General features: G+C 46.8%; 18 protein-coding genes. 9 read left to right on the top strand and 9 right to left on the bottom strand.

Translation table 11 applies throughout. The features are described 5' to 3' along the window. Positions 1-15: 15 nt before the first annotated feature. Positions 16-1,497 carry a carboxylesterase/lipase family protein gene (locus QMK20_RS06265; RefSeq protein ID WP_283655040.1) on the bottom strand — a complete coding sequence of 494 codons (1,482 nt, stop codon included), beginning with the start codon at positions 1,495-1,497 and terminating at the stop codon, positions 16-18. A gap of 154 nt (positions 1,498-1,651) precedes the next feature. Beyond that, positions 1,652-2,215 (bottom strand): GbsR/MarR family transcriptional regulator, encoded by a 564-nt coding sequence (locus tag QMK20_RS06260; protein ID WP_134910742.1) that lies wholly within the window; start codon positions 2,213-2,215, stop codon positions 1,652-1,654. Positions 2,216-2,732: 517 nt separating this feature from the next. Between QMK20_RS06260 and QMK20_RS06255 the strand changes: the two genes are divergently transcribed. Together QMK20_RS06255 and QMK20_RS06250 are read left to right on the top strand one after the other, a co-directional pair. Beyond that, the gene (locus tag QMK20_RS06255) at positions 2,733-3,956 is read left to right on the top strand and encodes a quaternary amine ABC transporter ATP-binding protein (RefSeq protein WP_283655039.1); all 1,224 of its coding nucleotides are present in this window, start codon (positions 2,733-2,735) and stop codon (positions 3,954-3,956) included. Then, on the top strand, positions 3,931-6,519 hold the full coding sequence (locus QMK20_RS06250) for a glycine betaine ABC transporter substrate-binding protein (RefSeq protein WP_283655038.1): 2,589 nt from the start codon (positions 3,931-3,933) through the stop codon (positions 6,517-6,519). Before QMK20_RS06255 ends, QMK20_RS06250 begins: the two co-directional genes overlap by 26 nt. A gap of 104 nt (positions 6,520-6,623) precedes the next feature. On the opposite strand, the gene QMK20_RS06245 is transcribed toward QMK20_RS06250, so the two are convergent. From QMK20_RS06245 to QMK20_RS06220, 6 genes are all read right to left on the bottom strand, one after another. Continuing rightward, positions 6,624-7,847 (bottom strand): ABC transporter permease, encoded by a 1,224-nt coding sequence (locus QMK20_RS06245; RefSeq protein ID WP_283655037.1) that lies wholly within the window; start codon positions 7,845-7,847, stop codon positions 6,624-6,626. 1 nt (position 7,848) lies between these two features. Beyond that, complete coding sequence (locus QMK20_RS06240) at positions 7,849-9,213, bottom strand: HlyD family secretion protein (protein ID WP_283655036.1); 1,365 nt, start codon at positions 9,211-9,213, stop codon at positions 7,849-7,851. 20 nt (positions 9,214-9,233) lie between these two features. Continuing rightward, positions 9,234-9,821 (bottom strand): TetR/AcrR family transcriptional regulator, encoded by a 588-nt coding sequence (locus QMK20_RS06235; RefSeq protein WP_283655035.1) that lies wholly within the window; start codon positions 9,819-9,821, stop codon positions 9,234-9,236. A 266-nt stretch (positions 9,822-10,087) separates the two neighbouring features. Beyond that, positions 10,088-11,455 carry an ABC transporter substrate-binding protein gene (locus tag QMK20_RS06230; protein WP_283655034.1) on the bottom strand — a complete coding sequence of 456 codons (1,368 nt, stop codon included), beginning with the start codon at positions 11,453-11,455 and terminating at the stop codon, positions 10,088-10,090. A 122-nt stretch (positions 11,456-11,577) separates the two neighbouring features. Further along, positions 11,578-12,399 carry a carbohydrate ABC transporter permease gene (locus tag QMK20_RS06225; RefSeq protein ID WP_283655033.1) on the bottom strand — a complete coding sequence of 274 codons (822 nt, stop codon included), beginning with the start codon at positions 12,397-12,399 and terminating at the stop codon, positions 11,578-11,580. Beyond that, positions 12,396-13,361 carry a carbohydrate ABC transporter permease gene (locus QMK20_RS06220; protein ID WP_283655032.1) on the bottom strand — a complete coding sequence of 322 codons (966 nt, stop codon included), beginning with the start codon at positions 13,359-13,361 and terminating at the stop codon, positions 12,396-12,398. Before QMK20_RS06220 ends, QMK20_RS06225 begins: the two co-directional genes overlap by 4 nt. A gap of 193 nt (positions 13,362-13,554) precedes the next feature. On the opposite strand from QMK20_RS06220, the gene QMK20_RS06215 reads away from it, so the two are divergent. The 6 genes from QMK20_RS06215 to QMK20_RS06190 all read left to right on the top strand — a co-directional run bounded on the left by QMK20_RS06215 (position 13,555) and on the right by QMK20_RS06190 (position 18,762). Next, positions 13,555-13,875: a hypothetical protein gene (locus QMK20_RS06215; RefSeq protein ID WP_283655031.1), complete on the top strand. Its 321-nt coding sequence runs from the start codon at positions 13,555-13,557 to the stop codon at positions 13,873-13,875. 216 nt (positions 13,876-14,091) lie between these two features. Beyond that, a complete protein-coding gene (locus QMK20_RS06210; protein ID WP_283655030.1) occupies positions 14,092-14,874 on the top strand; it encodes a polysaccharide deacetylase family protein in 783 nt (260 codons plus the stop codon). A gap of 113 nt (positions 14,875-14,987) precedes the next feature. Next, on the top strand, positions 14,988-15,296 hold the full coding sequence (locus QMK20_RS06205; protein WP_283655029.1) for a hypothetical protein: 309 nt from the start codon (positions 14,988-14,990) through the stop codon (positions 15,294-15,296). Between the two features lie 80 nt (positions 15,297-15,376). Continuing rightward, entirely contained in the window at positions 15,377-16,054 is a 678-nt protein-coding gene (locus tag QMK20_RS06200; protein ID WP_283655028.1) for a class F sortase, read from the top strand. A gap of 2 nt (positions 16,055-16,056) precedes the next feature. Then, positions 16,057-17,184 carry an amidase domain-containing protein gene (locus tag QMK20_RS06195; RefSeq protein ID WP_283655027.1) on the top strand — a complete coding sequence of 376 codons (1,128 nt, stop codon included), beginning with the start codon at positions 16,057-16,059 and terminating at the stop codon, positions 17,182-17,184. Positions 17,185-17,271: 87 nt separating this feature from the next. Further along, positions 17,272-18,762 (top strand): oligosaccharide flippase family protein, encoded by a 1,491-nt coding sequence (locus QMK20_RS06190; RefSeq protein WP_283655026.1) that lies wholly within the window; start codon positions 17,272-17,274, stop codon positions 18,760-18,762. 79 nt (positions 18,763-18,841) lie between these two features. Here the strand turns inward: QMK20_RS06190 and QMK20_RS06185 are convergent, their stop codons facing one another. Then, positions 18,842-19,294, bottom strand: a complete 453-nt coding sequence (locus QMK20_RS06185) for an SRPBCC family protein (protein WP_283655025.1) — start codon at positions 19,292-19,294, stop codon at positions 18,842-18,844. A gap of 445 nt (positions 19,295-19,739) precedes the next feature. Between QMK20_RS06185 and QMK20_RS06180 the strand changes: the two genes are divergently transcribed. Continuing rightward, on the top strand, positions 19,740-20,309 hold the full coding sequence (locus tag QMK20_RS06180; protein ID WP_283655024.1) for a hypothetical protein: 570 nt from the start codon (positions 19,740-19,742) through the stop codon (positions 20,307-20,309). Positions 20,310-20,382 lie beyond the last annotated feature (73 nt).

The following is a 20,382-nucleotide window of genomic DNA, read 5'->3' as shown; positions in this document are numbered from 1 at the left end:
ATCTCAATACTTGGATCAAATACTCATCTGTCCGGTCAACTGGCGGCGTCTTTCCCCTTCCGGGTCATGCTGCACCGAGATGCCTTGATGAAAAATGGTCGTAGCCCGCGATTCCCTGTCATATACCGGCCATTCCCCTTCCGGCAGCACAGGCTTTCCGTCACGTGCAAAAGCAACCCATGCCTGCTGCATATCGTAAGCCAGCGTCCTCATAGGCGGATGAACGTCCAATCCAAGCTTGCCTAGCAGCTCCAGATTATCAAAAATAAACGCAATTTCCGCGCCGTGAACCGCTTGTCCGAATACAGGATGCCCCGGCAGCGTCCAGTCAAAACGGTACATCCACACCGGGGCATGAACCGCTTGGGCAACCGCTAAAGCCAGCGCAGGCCGCCAGAAGAACAGATCGGTCAGCATCTGCGCTTGCCCCTCAATCGTAACAGGGAAAGGTTCCGTCAAATCGCCAACATCTGACATGCCCGTCATCATTTCCAATGCCTGACTCGCCGTCGACTTGTTCATCAGATGGGATTCCTTGCGAATAAAGTAAGCACCCTCCTGCAAATTTGTTCCGATCATAACGGATACCCGCTTTGCTGATCCTTTTGCTACCGCAGAAAGGGGTACGTCAGGCAAGGTCACACCATCCACAACGGGTTGATAGAGCATTGCCAGTCCCGGACCCATCATTTCATGCGTCTTGGCCATGGCAAACATGAGCGCCTCCGTCGGTAGCGTAAACAATCGTTCCGGATGCAGGGTGTCCACCCCCAACTGCTGGAGATATGCAGTCGTGACTTGCTCCGCCTGTGAAGTCGGCAGCACCTGCGATGCTCCGCTCTGTAAAATAGCACGTCGGAACAGGCCCTCAGCGGCTGGCATGGCCAACAACGCGGCAATGCTCATGGCGCCCGCCGATTCACCGAACACCGTCACCTCGTCCGGGTTACCGCCAAATGCAGCAATATGGTCCCTGACCCATTCCAGCGCAGCAATCTGATCCAGCAGCCCCGCATTAGAGGTCAGTCCGTCTCCCCGTGGAGTCAGGTGCAAAAAGCCCAACGGCCCGAGCCGATAATTGAGCGTAACGACGACAACATCGCCATTTTCCGCCATCCGTGCCCCGTCATATAATGGAATAATTCCCGATCCTGTTACAAAAGCTCCGCCGTGAATCCACACCATCACCGGACGTCCCTTCGCAGGTGCCTCCGAAGCAGGCGTCCAGACGTTCAGGTACAAGCAGTCCTCCGACTGCTCAGGCGGTTCCACCAGATTCCCGGTCATACTCTCAGCAGATGGCATAGGCTGCGGACAGATCGGCCCAAAGCGCGTCGCATCTCGTACCTCTTCCCAAGGCTTCAAAGGCTGAGGCGCGTGAAAACGCAGTTCTCCCACAGGAGGCTGTGCATATGGGATGCCTTTCCATACACGATATCCATTCACCGTTTCCCCACGAAGCTGACCCAGGCGGGTATGTACTGTAATACTCTCCATAATGAAGCCTCCTTTAGCTCTATTATACCCTTTGCACAGGGCCAAACCAAAATCGAACAAAGCTAATCCAAAATTAACAAAGCCAAACACAAAAAAACGCCGGGAACGCTTTTTACGCTCCGGCATTTTTATGGAAAGAAAAGAGGATAAACGATTAATCACGAACCTCTTCCTTCGGAATCAGCTTGTATATTTCTTCGCTTTCCATCGAATCAATCAGTCGGTCCAGCCACTTGTAATAGGCAACAGCCTGCTTCATTTTCAAACGATCCTGCTGGAGAACAGCCTTAAATTCCTCATATTCCCCATCCCGCTCCAGCAATCTGTCCAGCTCCTCAATGGCCTTGCGCAGCACCAGCAAATTCGTTTCAACCGCTTTTCTCCATTTAATTGCAAAGAAGTCTGTGAACGTTTGATGCCAGTCATATTCGACTTCATACAAATCCTTGCGTGAGCCTTTGCTCCACACCTTGTTGACCATTTTCAAATCCAGCAATGTTCGGACACCGGTACTCATGCTCGTTTTGCTCATTTCCATTTCACGACCCATTTCGTCCAGCGTCATCGGTTTATCCGCAAAAAAAAGCAAACCGTACAAATGCCCCGCAGACAGGGTGATCCCATACAAGTCCATATTTTTACCTATAGCTTCTATGACACGTTTGCGAATTTTTTGCAGCGAAGCCTGCTGCTCATCACCTAACTGGTACAAGCTCATGCTTGCAACCTCCTAATTTTAGAGCATTTTGCCTAAGATCGTATGAACGACTTTCACCCGTAATCGATTGGCTTTGACGCAACACATGAAATCTTTCAATTAAAAATGAAATGTTTCAAAAACAAAGCTTCTGTCTATATTACAACAGCATGGGTCGTTCAAAATCACAATTCGCAAAATTGCTAATGATAGTAAACTTTTTAAATTATGGATATACATAAATCTTTTGCTTATGGTTATATTTCATTGTCTATTTTAAAAAAAGAGCTATCGGTTGTAAAGTTCCGGATGTTTGAGCATTCTAAAGAACGAAGGAGCATATGGCAGGAAACTTTGTACAGTTTTTTCTGTACGTACTTTATGAACAGTTTTTTTGTTTGAAAAGTAAGCAATGCTTCTGTTACAATTAATTTTGTCATTAACCGTTCAGGATGTTCAAAATATTGATTTTTATACTCGATCCTTAATGCAACACGGGGTTAATACCAAGCAAAGTATAGAAAGAAGAGGTGTATGTATGACGATTTTGGAAGTCAAAAATGTCAGCAAACTCTTTGGTCCTCACGCAGAGCAAGGTGTTCCGCTCCTGGAGCAAGGCTGGGGCAAGGAAAGGCTGGCCAAAGAAAAACAAATTACCGTTGGTGTCAACAAGGCCAACATGGAAATTAAGCAAGGTGAAATTTTCGTTATTATGGGTCTTTCGGGCAGTGGCAAGTCCACTTTAGTGCGAATGCTAAATCGCTTGATTGAGCCTACCTCCGGTGAAATTCTGGTCCACGGCAAGGATCTCCGTAAGATGAACAAAGAACAACTCCGCGAAGTTCGCCGTAAAACCATTAGTATGGTTTTTCAAAAATTCGCCCTGTTCCCACATCGGACTGTATTGGAAAATGTAGAATACGGCCTTGAAATACAAAAGGTAGAAAAAACGAAACGCCAGGAAAAAGCACAGCAAGCGCTGGAACTGGTTGGTCTTAAAAACTGGGGCGATAAAATGCCCGATGAACTGAGTGGCGGTATGCAGCAACGTGTCGGTCTGGCACGGGCGTTGGCTAATGACCCTGAAGTCCTTCTGATGGATGAAGCATTCAGCGCACTGGACCCCCTCATTCGCCGTGACATGCAGGATGAGCTGCTGGAGCTTCAAGATAAAATGAAGAAAACGATTGTGTTTATCACCCATGACCTGGATGAAGCGCTACGGATCGGTGACCGGATTGCATTGATGCGGGACGGATCGGTCGTGCAGATCGGTACACCGGAAGAAATTATGATCCAACCGGCTAACTCTTATGTAGCCCGCTTCGTCGAGGATGTGGATCTGTCCAAGGTATTGACGGCTGCTCATGTTATGCTTCGTCCAGAAACGATCACAATGGATCGCGGTCCACGTGTTGCTCTGGAATTGATGCGCGAACGCGGGATTTCCAATCTGTTCGTCATTGATCGTACCAAGAAACTTTTGGGCGTTATCAATGCTGAAGATGCTGTCCATGCGCTGCGCAACAATTTGAAAATTGAAGATATTCTCATGACGGACGGACCGCAGGTTGCTGCTGAAACCGTCATTAATGACTTGTTCGAAATTACAAGCTCGTCCAAGGTCCCTCTGGCTGTGGTCGATGACAAACAGAAGCTGTTGGGTGTTATCGTCCGTGGAGCTTTGCTGGGCGCACTTGGCGGAGATGTAACCACCACGAAGGAGGTGAATGCCCTTGATACCGAAACTGCCAATCGCTGAGTGGATTCAGACTATTGTAGACTGGATGGGTATTCATCTGGCCGGATTGTTTAATGTTATCTCTTCTGTTATTGAAGCTGTTGTAGGCTTTTTCTCTGGGCTGTTCATGCTTCCGCACCCTCTGGTGTTCATTGTGATCATCGGGATTATCGCGTTTATGATCGGCCGGGTCCAGCTTACGCTGTTTACCGTCATCGGCTTCCTGCTGATTGACAATCTCGGCTATTGGAGCGAAACGATGAATACGCTCGGACTGGTCATCACATCCGCACTCGTATCCATTGTCATCGGGATTCCGATCGGGATCTGGTGTGCATACAGCAAAACGGCGTCACGCATTATTACGCCTTTGCTTGATTTTATGCAGACGATGCCCGCGTTCGTCTACTTGCTCCCTGCGGTTACCTTTTTCAGCCTCGGTGTTGTACCGGGCGTTATCGCATCTGTTATCTTCGCGATCCCGCCAACCATTCGTATGACGAATTTGGGGATTATGCAAGTGTCGGGTGAATTGGTCGAAGCCTCTGACGCATTCGGTTCAACCTCGGCGCAAAAGCTGTTCAAAGTACAGCTTCCACTGGCTATGCCAACCTTAATGGCTGGTATTAATCAGACGATTATGCTCTCACTGTCTATGGTCGTTATTGCTTCCATGATCGGTGCGGAAGGGATCGGTGCCGTTGTATACCGTGCCGTGACACAACTCCAAATTGGTAAAGGTTTTGAAGCCGGATTGGCTGTCGTTGTTCTGGCTATCGTGCTTGACCGTTTCACGCAGAACCTGTTCAAACCAGCGAAAAGAGGTAAAAGTCGCATATCCACCAAGCAAAAGGTATGGATTACCTCTGCGGTTACGGCTGTCATTCTGATCGCTGGCGCATCGCAATATTTTGTTGGATCGAACCCTTCTGCATCTGGCAAAGGAAACGCTGCTGCCAACCCGGTTGGCCAAGAAGTCGGCTACAAAATTATCGGAATTGATGCCGGGGCAGGGATTATGAAATCAACTGCCAAGGCGTTAAAAGACTACAATTTGTCCGACTGGAAGCTGGTAGAAGGTTCCGGTGCAGCGATGACTGCAACACTGGACAAAGCCATAAAAGCGAAAAAACCGATCATTATTACAGGTTGGACGCCGCACTGGATGTTCAACAAATATGATCTCAAATATTTGGAAGACCCTAAAAAATCTTATGGCGAGGCCGAGGGTATTCATACGATTGCCCGTAAAGGGCTGCAACAGGACGCCCCTATCGCTTACGAGTTTCTGAAACGGTTCAAATGGACACCGGAAGATATGGGAAAAATGATGGTTGCTATTCAAGGCGGAACCAGTCCTGAGCAAGCTGCCAAGGATTGGGCTGAGAAGCATGCCGATAAGGTGCAGGAATGGACCCAAGGACTGCAACCTGTCAATGGTGACACCTTCAAGCTCAGTTATGTGGCTTGGGATTCTGAAATTGCCAGCACGAATTTGCTGAAATATATTTTGGAAAACAAATTGGGCTACAAAGTAACCGCGTTGCAAGTTGAAGCAGGTCCAATGTGGACGGGTGTCGCCAGTGGTGATGTGGATGCTTCTCCGGCTGCATGGCTGCCACTGACACATGCGGATTACTGGGCTAAATACAAGGATAAGCTTGATGATCTGGGCGCTAATATGACGGGTGTCAAAACGGGCTTGGTCGTGCCAGCTTATATGAATGTCAAATCTATTACTGATTTGCAAGGCAATGGAGCCGCTCCGGCTTCTGCCGCTGCTGGGGACTTTGGCAAGGAGGTCGGATACCGTATTGTTGGTACCGACCCCGGTGCCGGTCTCATGAAGCTGACTGCCAAAGCTATGAAGGAATACAACTTGTCTGACTGGAAGCTGCTTGAAAGCTCCGGGGCTGCTATGACAGCTACACTGGATAAGGCGATCAAAGCCAAGCAGCCCATCGTTGTAACAGGCTGGACCCCTCACTGGATGTTTAACAAGTATGATTTAAAATACTTGAAGGACCCTAAGAAGGCTTATGGTGATAAGGAAGAAATCCATACAATTGCCCGCAAAGGCCTGAAACAGGATGCACCTGTTGCTTATGAATTTCTGAGCCGCTTCAAGTGGACTGCCGAGGATATGGGTGAAGTGATGATCGCCATTCAGGACGGTAACTCCCCACAGCAGGCCGCCAAAAACTGGGCCGATAAGCATCCAGATAAGGTGCAGGAATGGATTAAGGACTTGCAGCCTGTCCATGGCGATCCTTTGAAGCTGAGCTACGCTGCCTGGGATTCTGAAATTGCCAGTACGAATGTATTGAAATATGTATTGGAGCAAAATTTGGGTTACAAAGTGACTGCCCTTCAGGTAGAGATTGGCCCTATGTGGACAGGCGTTGCAGGCGGAAGTGTGGATGCTACCGCTGCTGCCTGGCTTCCACTGACGCATGCTGATTACTGGGCAAAATACAAGGATCAGGTGGACGACATTGGAACCAGCATGACCGGCGTTATGTCCGGACTCGTAGTTCCATCCTACGTACCCATTGATTCTATTGAAGACTTAAAGACGCAATAATATTTCATTCAGCCAATACGATATACACTTAAAACCAAAAGGCAGATCAGGAGTAAAAACCTGGTCTGCCTTTTTAATATGCGTATTTAGTTACTCTTAGCCTTTTAGCCTTTAAGTGTAACTCCCTCTTGCGTTGATATATCGGCATGCTGGTCTGCCGTCTGACGCTGTCTAAAGAATAGCGGATAGATCGCGAAGGACACCAGCAGACTCACACAGCCAATAACGCCCAGCGCAATCGTATCCTTGAAGACATACGTGATATCCAGCCCTTTGAGGGTGATGTTCCGTACAGCATCCAGGTAATACGTTAGTGGCAATATTTCGGCAAGTCCCCGCAAGAAGCCGGGCATCGCTTCCAGCGGCCACGTATAGCCTGACAGCATAAAGGAAGGAACGGCAATCAACATGAGGGTTTGGGTCGCATCCACTCTTGTCTTGGAAAAGAGACTGAACAGGAACCCTAAACCGCACAAGGCAAAGTTAAAGGCCAGCGACACCATAATCAGCGGCAGCACCTGCCCCCTGAACGGGATATCAAAGCATAGGGCGCTAATACTGAATACAGTCAGCACATTGAAGGCTCCCGCCACATAATACGGTGTCAGCTTGGCAATCGCGAGTCGCCAGGGGGTATTTTTCCATGCGGCAAATCTCCCCCAAGTCCCTGCTTCCTTATCCCGCGTACAGGACAAAGCAATACCGAGCAGCAAACACTGCTGGAGAGCGGCAGAAATGACCCCCAGCGGCATGAACAGCTTGTAATCATATACCGGGTTGAACAGCACTCTGGACCGGAACGGGATGGTACTCAGCGTTGATGCCGCCTGATCGGCGTTCATTCCCTTTTGCTTCATGGAATTGACCGAAACCCCGGCGCTCACGCTACTGATGACCTGATTTGCGATCCGGCTGGCGCTGTTGGAATACATCATGTTACTGCCGTCAATCAGGGTCAGCACAGGCGGGTTCTCCCCATGCTTAAGCCGGGTGGTGAAATTGTCGGGAATGACGATGCCTACCTTCGCTTCCCCGGTTTCCACCTGACGGACAACATCCTCCTGATTGGTGGCCTGCCGTGTAACGGCAAACGAATCTGTCGCATCGAACGCCTGAATGATCTGGCGACTGAGCTGAGAATTATCTCCATCATATACCGTGACAGGCATCTCGGTAATCCGCTGATGAGAATACAGGAAGCCGAACAAGATGGTATACACAATCGGTGTAATCAGCAGAATAGCCATAAAGCGTCGATCCCGGAAGATGCTCAGCCATTCCTCACGAAATACATCGCGGATACGAATTCTTTCCTGTTGATCCTGCATATTACTGCGCCCCTTTGCCTGTAAACAGAACCGTGGAGCCTGTCGGAACCGAAGCAGCAAGATCCGGCAAAGCTATTTTAACGCCAAAGGAACGGACATCCTTATCACCGGAGCTTTGACTCGGTTTTTGAATAGCGAAGTCGGCAGCCGATTCCAGCAAGATGACTTTACCTTTCAGCTCCTTGCCGCCCGACAGCAGTTTAACTTGTACAGTATCCCCTGCCTGAAGACCATTCAAAGACGTTTCCGGCACATAGAATTTAGCCCAACGCTGAGTCGAAGTTTCAATCGTATAGACCGGGAAGCCTGCGCTGGCCATTTCACCCAAGCTGAGCGATTTGGATTTCACAATGCCGTCCTCGGATGCACGCAACGTGGTGTAGCTCAAGTAGGTCTGAGCTTCCTGAAGGGCAGCTTCTGCCTGGGCTACCTGTGCGTTGGCACCTGCAACCGCCGACTGTGCCTGCTCTACCGTGGATTGCGCCGCCTTCACAGCAGATTGCGCCTGTTCTACCGAAGCCTGCGCGGCTTTGACATCCTCCTGCTGCAAAGTAACCTTGCCTGCTCCTGCCTGTGCTTCCTTCACCGCAGCCAATGCCTGACGGTATTGTGCTTCAGCCGCCGTAATTTCTTCCTTGCGGCTTCCCTCGCGTACCATATTCAGTTGCTGGGATGCTGAATTGTACTTGGCTTCCGCCTGTTGATGGTCCAGCGTCGCTTGATCCAGTGAGGCTTGGGTTGCTGCCCCAGCTTCTTGAAGCTTTTTGGCACGCTCCAGATTTTTAGTGGTCAAATCCAGCGTTTCCTTGGCAGCCTTCACACTCACTTGTGCTTGCTCCAGCTCTTGCGGTCTTGCGCCGCTCTTGAGGGCATCCAGCTTCGCTTTGGCCGCAGCCGCAGCCGCTTGTGCCTGTTCGATCTGACTGGAGGAAGCCTGTGCAGTCACGCCCACTGCTGTGGTGCCCTGGCTCTTTTTGGCCTGAGCTGCACTCACGGTAGCCTGTGCCTGCCCCACTCCCGCTTGAGCCTGCAATACGCCAGCCTTCGCTTTGGACACATTACTCTGGGCTGCCAGCAATGCCGCCTGTGCCTGTTTCACCTTGTCTTCCAGCTCACGGCTTTCCAGATGGGCTAACACCTGCCCTTTTTTCACCTTGTCGCCCTCATTGACGAGCATCTGATCAATACGTCCCGCCATCTTAAAGCTGGCATTGAGCGTATCCGATTCTACATAAGCTGTTGGAATGGAAGAGGACTGATCCGCAGACAAGCTACTCCCTCCCCTTTGAAAAGCGGTCAAAGCATAAATCCCTATAGCGATTAAAACAATAAGTACGGCGTAAATCGTATATTTTTTAGCTTTCATGTTCTCATCACTCCATCTGTCTATTTATGATGCATACCCAGCGCATTACAAACAAAAATTTCAATACTCTCCCGAACTACCTGCAAGTTCATCGTTTCTCCCCAAACCATTGATCGCATCGGTGCAAAAATGTAAATACCAAATAAGCAATTTGCCGTCGTTTTCGCATCCAGCTTACTCGAAATTTTCCCGTAAAACTTACCAGAGTCGATCTCCGCTTCCATAAAATCAAAATAGTCAGCCAATACCTGCCTGATATTAAAATGCTGCTCCTGCGAAACCCATCCCTTGCTAACTAGCAAACGACAAAAATCCGGCTCTCTTCCAATAAACTCAACGTGTACTTGAATCAGCTTGTGAATCCTCGTTTCTACCTGATCCTTCGGAACCTGAGACATGGTTTCACGGATATCCTGAACAAAGCGCTCCATCCCCATCTTCAAAATATAAATGTACAGATCTTGTTTATTTTTGAAGTTGTAATAAAGGGTCCCTTTAGCAATGCCGCACACCTTGGCGATTTCCTCCATATTGGTTTCATTGAAGCCACGTTCGGAAAAAGCCTTAAGCGCACCGTTAAAAATAATTTCCTTCGTCTGGTTTTTCATGCTTCCTCCTTTTTGAACTGACCGTCCAGTACAAAAATATGTATTCATTATAAGCCCATTTTTAGTTATCCAGCAATAGGAAATGTACAAAATAAACAATTTTAGACAGTTCGTCTAAACGGACGTTCTAAAAACGGGAGAATTCAGACATACAAAAAACAGACCGAACAAGTGAGGGGGTCACTTATTCGGTCCGTTATTTTATAAAAGCGGCTGGTAAAGGGGTCGCGTATTAAGTTTACCAGCCGCTTTTAAGGGAAGGCCGATTATTTTTTTACTGTTTGATTGTATTGCGCAATTTTGCCTGTAATCTCTTGTGCGGCTTGATCCAACGCCTGTTTTGGCTGTTGCTGTCCGCTCAAGACGGCCTCGATTGCATCCTCTACGATTTGACGCGCTTCCGGGAATACGCCCATCACTGCGCCTTGTGTAGCCGTGGATTGCGCCGATGCGTGCAATTGGTCAACAGCAGTTTGGAATTGCGGGTATTTCACCATATTGTCCTTAAGTACCTGCTCGTTATAAGCTGCTTTGGTGATCGGGAAGTACCCCGTATTCACGCTCCATTGTGCCTGTACAGCCGGGGAAGCAACGAATTTAATGAACTCCCACGCTGCCTTTTGCTGGGCTTCAGGCTTGTTGTTCATGATGTACAAGCTCGCGCCGCCTACAACCACACCGCCTTCTTTCGCTTCGTTCGCTCTTGGCAGAAAGCCAGTGCCTACCTCGAATTTATCGCCAACCTGCTCCACAATATTACGCAGCGAAGCGGTGGAATCCAGTGTCATGGCAATTTGTCCTGCGGAAAAAGCTTTGGCAGTATCATCGGAGTTACGTCCCAGATTGGATACAACCTTTTCGTCGATCATTTTCTTCCACCAAGTCAGGGTTTTCACACCTGCATCCGAATTCAGCAGCGATTCCGTTGCTGCCTGATTGCGTCCGTTGCCATTATTCACATAATCCGCATTCTGATTAGCAAACAACTGCTCCATAAACCAGCCATAGATAGCGATGGAGGCACCGGATTTCCCGTCCTTGCTCAAGGCTTTGGCAGCCTTTTCGAATTCATCATATGTTTTTGGAGGATTAGCCGGATCAAGTCCCGCCGCTTTAAAAGCATCCTTGTTATAGTACAAGATTGGATTCGATGTATTAAATGGCATTGCATTCAGCTTACCGTCAATGGTGTAATACCGCGTAATATTGGGCTCAAGCTGCGAAAGATCGAACTTGTCTGCATCAATAAATTGTTGTACAGGAGTAATCATCTTGGAGTCAATCATGAATTTACTGCCGATTTCATACACCTGAATGATGTCCGGGCCGCTATCGGAACCCAGCGACGCTTTTAGCTTGTTCAAGCTGTCATCATATTTACCTTGGTATACCGGCTCTACCTGAATGTCCTTGTGGCTGGCGTTAAAGTCTGCGGCGATTTGCTTGATTGCTTTCTCACCGTTACCGGACATGGAATGCCACCAAGTCAGCTTCACCGGAGAACCTGCTGCTGCTCCCGCATCACTACCGTTGCTTGGCTTCTCAGCCGCCGTGTTATTGCTACAACCTGCTGCAACAACGATTGCAGTGAGGATAAGCAAGGTCAAAGCACTTTTCAGACGAAAAAATCTCATAATCTCTCTTCTCTCCCTTTGATTAAATGATTCTCGCATACAGATTTTCTTGCAATATTCTTTGGTGATAAAGCACTGTATATAGGCTGCTTGCGCAGGTGTTACTGTACTTGTGGGCTTGTTTAGCCTTTAAGCGCACCCGCTGCCATCCCGCGTACCAACTGCTTCAGACCAAAGATCAGCAGAAGCAGAGACGGTAAAATGACAAGGGCCGTACCCGCGAACACAAGATTCCATGAGGTGGATTCCTGAAATTCGAGCATGGAAATTCCGATCTGTACCGTACGCATATTCTCGCTGTTCGTGATCAACAACGGCCACAGGTACGAATTGTACATATTCAGGAACGAATACACAGCCAATGTTCCGAGCGCCGGGCGCGATAGCGGAAGCACATGGAACAGGAAGTAACGAACATGTCCGCACCCGTCCATACGAGCCGCCTCGAACAATTCCTTGGGAAGCTGGAGAAAAAATTGCCGCAGCAGGAACGTTCCGAATGCCGTCGCCAGAAACGGAACTGTCAGCCCTTGATAGGTATCCAGCCAATTCCAGCTACGTACGGTCAGATAGTTCGGAATAATGGTCACTTCCCACGGGATCATCATGGTAGCGACAAACATGCTGAATATGAAGTTCTTCCCCCTGAATTCCATTTTGGCAAAGGCATATGCCGCCAAGCTGGCTGTAATCAACTGACCGATCATCGTCAAGCCCGAAATGAGAAAGGTGTTACCGATGAATGCAGCAATCGGAACGATTTCAAACACCTCGGTAAAATTGGCCATATGAAAGGAATGCGGGAAAAAGCTCGGTGGATAGGCGCTTGCTTCCTCCGGCGACATAACAGCCATAAAAAATGTATAAATGACCGGATATAAAATCAAAGCAGCCGCAATCGTAAGCAGCACATACACGAGTGTTGAACTAAGATGTCGTTTCATTGGTAATGCACCTTTCTTTCCACCCATTTGAACTGGATCATCGTAAGCAACAGGATGACGACAAACAGTACAATTGCCTGTGCGCTGCCCGTTCCGAATCGGAAATTAACGAAGGCTTCCTGATAAATGGAATACACGAACACATTCGTGCTGTTCACCGGACCGCCCTTGGTCAAAATGTTAATTTGGGCAAAGGACTGGAAAGCTCCAATGATGGATACTACGGTTACAAAGAAAATCGTTGGCGACAGCAGCGGCATGGAAATACGCCAAAACGTCACCAGCGGGCCTGCCCCGTCCATTTTGGCACTCTCATACATGTCATCTGGAATCCCTTGAAGTCCGCTTGATAAAATAATGTAATTAAAGCCGAGATTCATCCAGATGGTCATGATCGCTACGGAAAACAACGCCCAATCCGGGCTGGTCAGCCACGGAACCGGATTGATATGTAGCAGGGAAAGCACGTAGTTAAACATCCCCAGAGTCGGATGAAAAAGAAATTTCCAAATGACCGCAGATGAGCCGACCGACAGCACCATCGGCAGCGAAAAAGCGAACTGGAAAATACGCATCCCCCGCAGCTTGCTATGTGTAAGTGCAGCCAGCACCAGCGCCAGCAAAATGCCTACAGGCACCGTCAGCAGCGTAAACAGGAGTGTAACCTTGATTCCTTGCAGGAATTGACCCGAGCTGAAAAGTGTAGCAAAGTTGTCTAACCCAACATAAGCTGCAACATTTCCTGCGGGATCTGTGGAGTGCAAGCTGAGATAAACCGACTTGATCATCGGGTAAAACATAAATACAGCAAACAAAATGAGCGAAGGAGCCAAAAACGTATACGCCAGCGCGTTTTCGCGCAGTCTCTGAATTTTTAGCGAACCCGTGCGTACGCGGGCCTTAGACGAAGTCTGTTGCTGGCTCCTCGTCCCGAGTCCCATAGATTTGTTAAGCTCACCCAAAACGGAGCGCCCCTTTCTTTTCAATCCAACCTCAGTAAGTGTATCGTTTCGATGTAAAGGGAACATCAAGTGGGTTGGAGCATAATGTTAATGTTTCATGCCTTTGTAAAACCTGTCTCATCTGGGTAGCTGCACAATGGCACAGACTCCTGCATACGATACATCATTATATGAGTATGGAGGTCAGAGGCGAATGCCGTACAACACTGTCAATCCGCAAACCTTATATCAGGCCAGACCGGAATTTCAGACAGAACTCAAAAGGGTCCGCGATCATCTGCATCACCAGTTGGGTCCTTACGTCAATCACACCGTCCGGGTTCAAACAATGGATCATCATGTGTATGAAGGAAGGATTGTCCACATCGACGCGGATCACTTGTATCTGAGAGTTCCTCAGCCGCACCACACGCCCCCCCCAGGCACCCCCACTCCCTATCGTTCCTATGCCTACAGAGACGTCATTCTGCCGCTGGTGCTGTACAATCTGCTGGTGGTGACACTGCTGAGCTAACGCTCGATCCATTCAGTCACAAAACAAAAAACCTCCAATTTCGTGAACAGCCGACCATCGGCATATTACGAAGCTGGAGGTTTTTACGTATTTATTTTACATTTTGGACAGGAATTTAACTGAATTAGAAGCAGATAAATTTTGGGAACGAGGAATGGTATGTGCTCCTTCTTGGCAAGCTAATGTGAGAAAACGTCAGAACGGAGAAGAAGCCTAATGAAATATAACCGATTACTGTCTGCAAGTATCGTTGTTTCGTTGTTCTGTGCCAGCTTTTGCGCCACACCCTATACCGAGGCCGCCTCGTATGCCTCCCCTGCACCAACAAAGGGTAGAGCCTATTATGAAGAACGTGGCGACATTGTATGGGAAGTTCCTACCCAGCGCAAGGTAATTGCCCTCACATTCGACGACGGACCGGATGAAAGCAAAACGCCCGCCATTCTGGATTTACTCAAGCAATATGACGCCAAAGCGACCTTCTTTGTCGTCGGCAGCCGTGTAGAAAAACTCCCTGACATTGTTAAACGGGAACGAAAAGAAGGCCATGAGGTTGGCAACCATACTTTCCATCATCCATCCTTCCATAATATTTCCCGTAACAAAGCTCTGTCTGAAATGGATCAGGGCCAAGCCAGCATCGTTCAAGCAACAGGGGTTGAAACCCATCTTTTCCGTCCACCGGGTGGTTCCTATACCGACTCGCTCGTCAGACTATCTAAAGAAAAAGGGCTTAAATTAATTTTATGGTCCTGGCATCAGGACACCCTGGATTGGCGGAAGCCCGGTGTACACCGGATCGCCAATAAGGTACTTCGTAATGCTCGCAATGGCGATATCGTCCTCATGCACGATTATGTATATAAAAGTACACAAACCGTTGAAGCCCTCAAAATCATTTTACCTGAGCTGAAAAAAAGAGGCTTTACCTTCGTCACCGTATCCGAACTGCTTGCCAATCGTGAGACTCCTGAAGGACTTATTGAGGTGAATAAGTAAAGAGTTGGAAAGTTCCGATCCAATCCTTTCCTTTGAAATCATTGGCTACATAAAACGTTCTTCATACGGAAAATATATTTATGAATTACCAACTATCTCAAGGAGGCAATAACATGAAAAAAGCAATATTGACTGTAGCGTCCCTGGCTGTACTTCTGTCAGCAGGATCAATGGTATCTGCAGCACCCACAACGGAAAAGCATGAACACAAAATGCACCAACATAAGGTTAAGGCTCATGCGAAACATGAACACAAGCTGCACGCCAAGAGCAAACATGAGAAAGTCCACAAGCTACATGCGCGTGAAGCTGCACCTGCCAAAATGATTGGAGAAAAAAGCATTCATGCGAAAAGTATAAAAGCAAAGGCTACTAAATTACCAAAAACCGGATTCGGTGGCGCGAGCGAGCAAATGAATTAGGGAGGGGTAAAAGGAGAGGGTTAGCTTGTTAACCCTCTCTCTTTCTTCATATGAACAATAAGTGGATTATTCGTGTCATTGTGCTATTGATTTTGCTGGGTAGTACGAGCTGTTCATCTTCGGCTGAACCTCAAGGTAGCTCCCATGCTAACTCCAGCCACACCCCAGCTAAGCCTGAAATTCAACAAACTAAAACGACGAAGCCCTTACAGGTTAAAAGTAAACCTTTCCAAGGGAGCATTCCACGTAAAATCGATATTCCTGCGGTTCGTATTCATTCGATTATAGAACCGGTAACCTACTTAAAAAATGGTCAAATGGGCGTTCCAGGCAACACGGATCGAGTAGGTTATTTATCTACTGGTATATTGCCAGGAGCGGCAGGTAATGCAATTATGGATGGTCATGTTGATACATACACAGGCCCGGCAGTTTTTTATCCTCTTAAAAAACTGAAAAGGGGGGATTTTGTGTATGTGACTGGCGATGACGGTTGTAAGCTACAGTTTGTTGTGGAGTCGGTAAAATTTTACTTAACCTCTGAAGCACCGATTCAAACGATTTTTGGCCCTACAGAAGAACACCGTTTAAACTTGATTACCTGTGCCGGACGCTACAGTCGAAGCAAGAAGGAGCATGAAGGAAGGCTGGTCGTCTTTACCAAATTAACACACATGAATTCAGCCTGTGAGAAAATTACGGTTCAAAACAAGGACAATTCCAAAAACAACCCAATTATTTTCAAGGAGAATGAATAATTGTGCTTAGGATCAGAAAATTACAATTGCTGTGCATGATCTTAATAATAATTCCGGCTTACAGCTTCTCTTTATTTCATGCACAAGCCGAGCCAGCTAAACAGGATAACGTTACCCCCTTTCTTCAAGAACTGTTTGATGACCGTACCCGGTTGTTAATGGATCAGGACAAAACGCATATCGAAGACCATTACTTATTTAAAGATAAACGAAGCAGCCAATATGCGTACCTTCATGAACTAAACAGGGCCGAATATATTCATGAATGGGCCAAGCTTCGAAAAATAAAATTTGTGAATGCGAAAAGTTCCATTCGGATAGCCCGGGCCATAGTGTTGGGCGATACGGCAAAAGTGTCACTTGTTCAGTCCTTGAAATTGAGCTATGAGTATATCGACAGCTATCCCGGTCGGCATGATTTTGGAATTGGAACACGTCATGGCATTACACTGAGAAAAAGAGATAATCGTTGGTACGTGGAACGTGAATGGTATTCAGATCCTCTGGAAGAGAATTCAAAAAAGATTCAAAAATCCGACTTATTTTTTACTCCCCATAAAGATCCGGCAACACCAGAAAGGGTTATTCATAAATACAACAGGGCCCGCGCCGTTGACTATGCGAACAAGTATGCAGGAACGACATGGGGAGCAGGTAATGGTCAGCGATATAATCAAAAATACCTGGATTATAACTCCAAAGGAGGCGATTGTACCAACTTCTCCTCCCAAGTTATCGGGGACAAGGAGGAAGGCGGAGGGCTTCCTATGAAATCAGGGTGGCATTACTTGTATCGCAACGATGGAAGCCAATCCTGGGTTCAAACGGACGCATTTAAAAATTTTCTGCTACGCTCCGGCTATGGAAGGATTATAGAACAAGGAAGCTTCTCCGATATTGTCCAATCGGTCAATGAACGACAGCAGCATGTTAACAAGCCCCAGTTGCTTCCAGGTGATTTAATTGCTTACGTATTACAAGGAGACGTAGACCACTTCTCGGTTGTAGTCGGATTTGATCAGAGTGGCTATCCCTTAGTCAACTCCCATACCGCAGACCGTTTCAGAGTCCCCTTTGACTTAGGGTGGGATAAAAATACCAAATATTTGTTGATTCATATACAAGATTAAGCATCATGACCCTTAAGACTTGTTCATATCCCGGAGGTTGCTGTCATAGGAATAAAATGGACAGCTTCTAATGGGGTGGAAAATGATTTGAAATTACCTCTTATATTAAAACAAACCATGGTGAGAGCTAATGCGATGATTGTTGTAAAAGCCATCGGTTTGGTTGGAAAAGTATTTATGACACGACTTGTTGGAGCTGAAGGAATGGGCCTTTATCAGCTAGCCTATTCCTTCTATAGCTTAATATTGATGATTATTTCAGGGGGATTGCCGACAGCTTTGGGTATGTTTACAGCTAAACATACAGCAAGAGGCTGGCGGTTGTTCAAAGTATTTGCGATATTCCTGATTCTCACAGGATTGGCATGCAGTATCTTAACCTTTTGGCTATCAAAGCCGATCGCTAATTTGCTCGGCTATCCACAGCTCGATTTTGTAATTCGATGCCTCTCCCCTGCTATACTGGCCGTTCCCTTGCTAAGTCTGCTGCGCGGATATTTGCAAGGGCTTGAAAGGTACACTGCGATTGCCCTTTCGGAAATCATAGAGCAAACCGCCCGGATCGGTACTTTAATGTTGCTGGTGCCACTATTTATTCAATCCGGCATCGAGTTTGCTGTAGGCGGAGCGGTACTGGGAACTTTTACAGGCGCATTGTTAGCCTTTGCTGTGCTTACTGCTTTTTTTATGTATAACCGTCCCTCTGTAGCTTTATCCCCCCCATCAAGTCGAGCAGATTTACCTTTAGTGGTACAAGCTTCCTTTGCTATTGCACTTACACGCTTGCTTATCCCAACTTCCGACTTTATGGATGCGATCATCATCCCTCAACGATTACAGGTTGCCGGGGTTTCTTCCAAAGAAGCAGCGGAGATGTTCGGTATTGTCACAGGTATCGCTCTTGTCGTCGCTTATATGCCTACTTTAATTACAGGCTCATTAACACATACGCTCACGATGAAAATAACTTCAGATTGGCAAAATAAGGAGTATAGCTTATTCTACAAAAAAAGCCATACCGCCCTTCAGGTAGCATGGGTGTGGGGATTAGCCTCTGGTTTCTTCATTTTTGAATATGCCTCAGAAATTTCCCTATTTGTTTTTGGTATGCAAAGTGCTGAGATCCCCATTAAATCATTGGCGATGTTACCGTTACTCGTCGGATTGCGGGAAATTACAACAAGCATCTTATGGGCACAAAATCGGAAGAAAACTCCCTTTATTGGCCTTGGAACAGGAGTCCTTGCCAATTTCATCATTCTTTATTCCTTAGTTTCCATTCCCGGTCTTGGATATGCCGGCATGTCCCTGGGAATCATCATGCTGGAGCTGATCGCAACGGCCTGGAATTTCAAAGCCCTACAACCCTTCCAACGAACCAACCCCCGTACAGCCATTGTGCTGTTGATGGACATTTTAGTTTTTGAAGCCATTCTTATCGTTGGTACGCTGTGTTCCAAGGCGTTATCCTCATTGGGCTGGCCGGAGACTGTTCATATGATTGTAGAGGTACTCCATTACTGCTTCTGGTGTGCTATGTATTTGAAGGTACGATTAAAGAGCGTTTTCGAAGAGTAGGGAAGGCCTCCCACAAGTTTATTAAACTCGTGAGATGCCTTTTTCTATTTGATAATATTATTAGCTTTCAGATTTCTAATCAGCTATTGGTCATCATCTTCTTGTCGAGCTGATCAAGTACCATCGGCCATGCCCGCTCGTGCTGGTCCCTCGAATTTGTATCTGGAAAACCTGCGTGCGTTAGGCGAAGCTGTGTGCCATTTCCGCTGAGTTTAAGCTCAACGGTGAGCACCGTTTCATGCCCCTTTGTGCCCCCTTCCCCAGTAACCCAGGTCAATTCGATAAGGCGATCTGGTTCAAGTCTTAGAAATCTTCCGTAATGCGGATGACGTTTTCCCTCAAAATGCGTTTCGAAAAAGAAGGCTGTATTCACTCGGGCGTCCATGATTACGGACCCTGGGGCTGCAAACCATTGCTCGAACTGCTTGGTCCACGCTTGATACAGGACAACAGGGGACGCCTCCATTTTTCGTTCCACCGTCAGATGATGCGGCCTTTGTGAAATATCTGGCAAAGAAATAGGTAGTGTCATTTCATCTTCAATCCCTTCAGTCCAACAGCATTTTGATCATGTCTACATTATTATAACCATAAAGATGTAAGATAAAAAAAGCCACTCAAATGAGTGATAGCTAATCATCATCTGGATTCTTCGCTGCTGCTTCAAGTATTTGGGCGCTTCCTCAGAAGACAGAGAAAGGTTGGAGCATCATTTTTACGTCTAATGTTTTTCTCGGATTACATTTTTTATTCTGGATTGAATCTTCTAGCAGATGGTCTGTCTGGAGGCGCTCTCTGAGATATAATGAGCCGTCTTATTTGCATGTAATCAAACCAAAGAAAAAAGGCTACTCAAAAGTTCAACGAACTCATGAGAGCCTCAAAAAAATCTGATCAGAGTTAACATCTCCTAACCCCTTGCTACAACAAGGGTTTTTGGCATTTTCACATCATGCCGTCCATGTTGTGCAATTGGTATGTCCGCCCCAACCAAATTAGGTGCTGCTCCTACAACTGTAAAAGGTAATGTATATGTTCCAGTAAAAATATACAATATTCTTTTCTCCAATCCTAAAACGGTTAACGTTACTCAACAAACCATTACTATTCATACACCACAAGAGGAAAATGTACAAATTCCGAATCCGCTTGTAGAATTTAAAACATTACAAGCTGCTGAAAAATCTGTAGGCTTTGCAACTTATGCACCTTCAATCCTTACTGATGAATACAAGCAAGATTTGATCCAAGTCATAAGCAATTCAATCGTTGAAGTTTTTTATAGCAATGGCAAAGATACCAATCGTTATAGAGTAGCGGAAGGCAGCGAGGATATTAGCGGAAATTATGAAATTTATAGTCAAGTCTCCAAAAAGGATATACATGGTACTGACATCACAATAAAGGGGAATAATAATGTAGTAAATCAAGCAGCATGGACGCAAAACAATAAAAGCTATTCCTTGTTCTTGGAATCTGGCGTATCCGTTCAAACCCTGGAAAAAAATTCTGAAACAGTTGTCTGTATAAAAGTATTTATGAAGTAACTAGCCCCCCATCACTCTAAGAAGCTGATGAGAGGCTTTACTGTTTAACGATAAATAACCTTTTTATTTACAT

The sequence above is a fragment of the Paenibacillus sp. RC334 genome (genome assembly GCF_030034735.1).
Taxonomy (GTDB): domain Bacteria; phylum Bacillota; class Bacilli; order Paenibacillales; family Paenibacillaceae; genus Paenibacillus; species Paenibacillus terrae_A.
Note: the sequence above shows the minus strand (reverse complement) of the source record. Positions and strands in the feature narration are given on the sequence as shown.

Excerpts from the sequence above, each read along its gene's own strand:
- QMK20_RS06265 (WP_283655040.1), bottom strand. The coding sequence starts at position 1,497 with ATGGAGAGTATTACAGTACATACCCGCCTGGGTCAGCTTCGTGGGGAA.
- QMK20_RS06260 (WP_134910742.1), bottom strand. The coding sequence starts at position 2,215 with ATGAGCTTGTACCAGTTAGGTGATGAGCAGCAGGCTTCGCTGCAAAAA.
- QMK20_RS06255 (WP_283655039.1), top strand. The coding sequence starts at position 2,733 with ATGACGATTTTGGAAGTCAAAAATGTCAGCAAACTCTTTGGTCCTCAC.
- QMK20_RS06245 (WP_283655037.1), bottom strand. The coding sequence starts at position 7,847 with ATGCAGGATCAACAGGAAAGAATTCGTATCCGCGATGTATTTCGTGAG.
- QMK20_RS06240 (WP_283655036.1), bottom strand. The coding sequence starts at position 9,213 with ATGAAAGCTAAAAAATATACGATTTACGCCGTACTTATTGTTTTAATC.
- QMK20_RS06235 (WP_283655035.1), bottom strand. The coding sequence starts at position 9,821 with ATGAAAAACCAGACGAAGGAAATTATTTTTAACGGTGCGCTTAAGGCT.
- QMK20_RS06230 (WP_283655034.1), bottom strand. The coding sequence starts at position 11,455 with ATGAGATTTTTTCGTCTGAAAAGTGCTTTGACCTTGCTTATCCTCACT.
- QMK20_RS06225 (WP_283655033.1), bottom strand. The coding sequence starts at position 12,399 with ATGAAACGACATCTTAGTTCAACACTCGTGTATGTGCTGCTTACGATT.
- QMK20_RS06215 (WP_283655031.1), top strand. The coding sequence starts at position 13,555 with ATGCCGTACAACACTGTCAATCCGCAAACCTTATATCAGGCCAGACCG.
- QMK20_RS06210 (WP_283655030.1), top strand. The coding sequence starts at position 14,092 with ATGAAATATAACCGATTACTGTCTGCAAGTATCGTTGTTTCGTTGTTC.
- QMK20_RS06205 (WP_283655029.1), top strand. The coding sequence starts at position 14,988 with ATGAAAAAAGCAATATTGACTGTAGCGTCCCTGGCTGTACTTCTGTCA.
- QMK20_RS06185 (WP_283655025.1), bottom strand. The coding sequence starts at position 19,294 with ATGACACTACCTATTTCTTTGCCAGATATTTCACAAAGGCCGCATCAT.
- QMK20_RS06180 (WP_283655024.1), top strand. The coding sequence starts at position 19,740 with ATGTCCGCCCCAACCAAATTAGGTGCTGCTCCTACAACTGTAAAAGGT.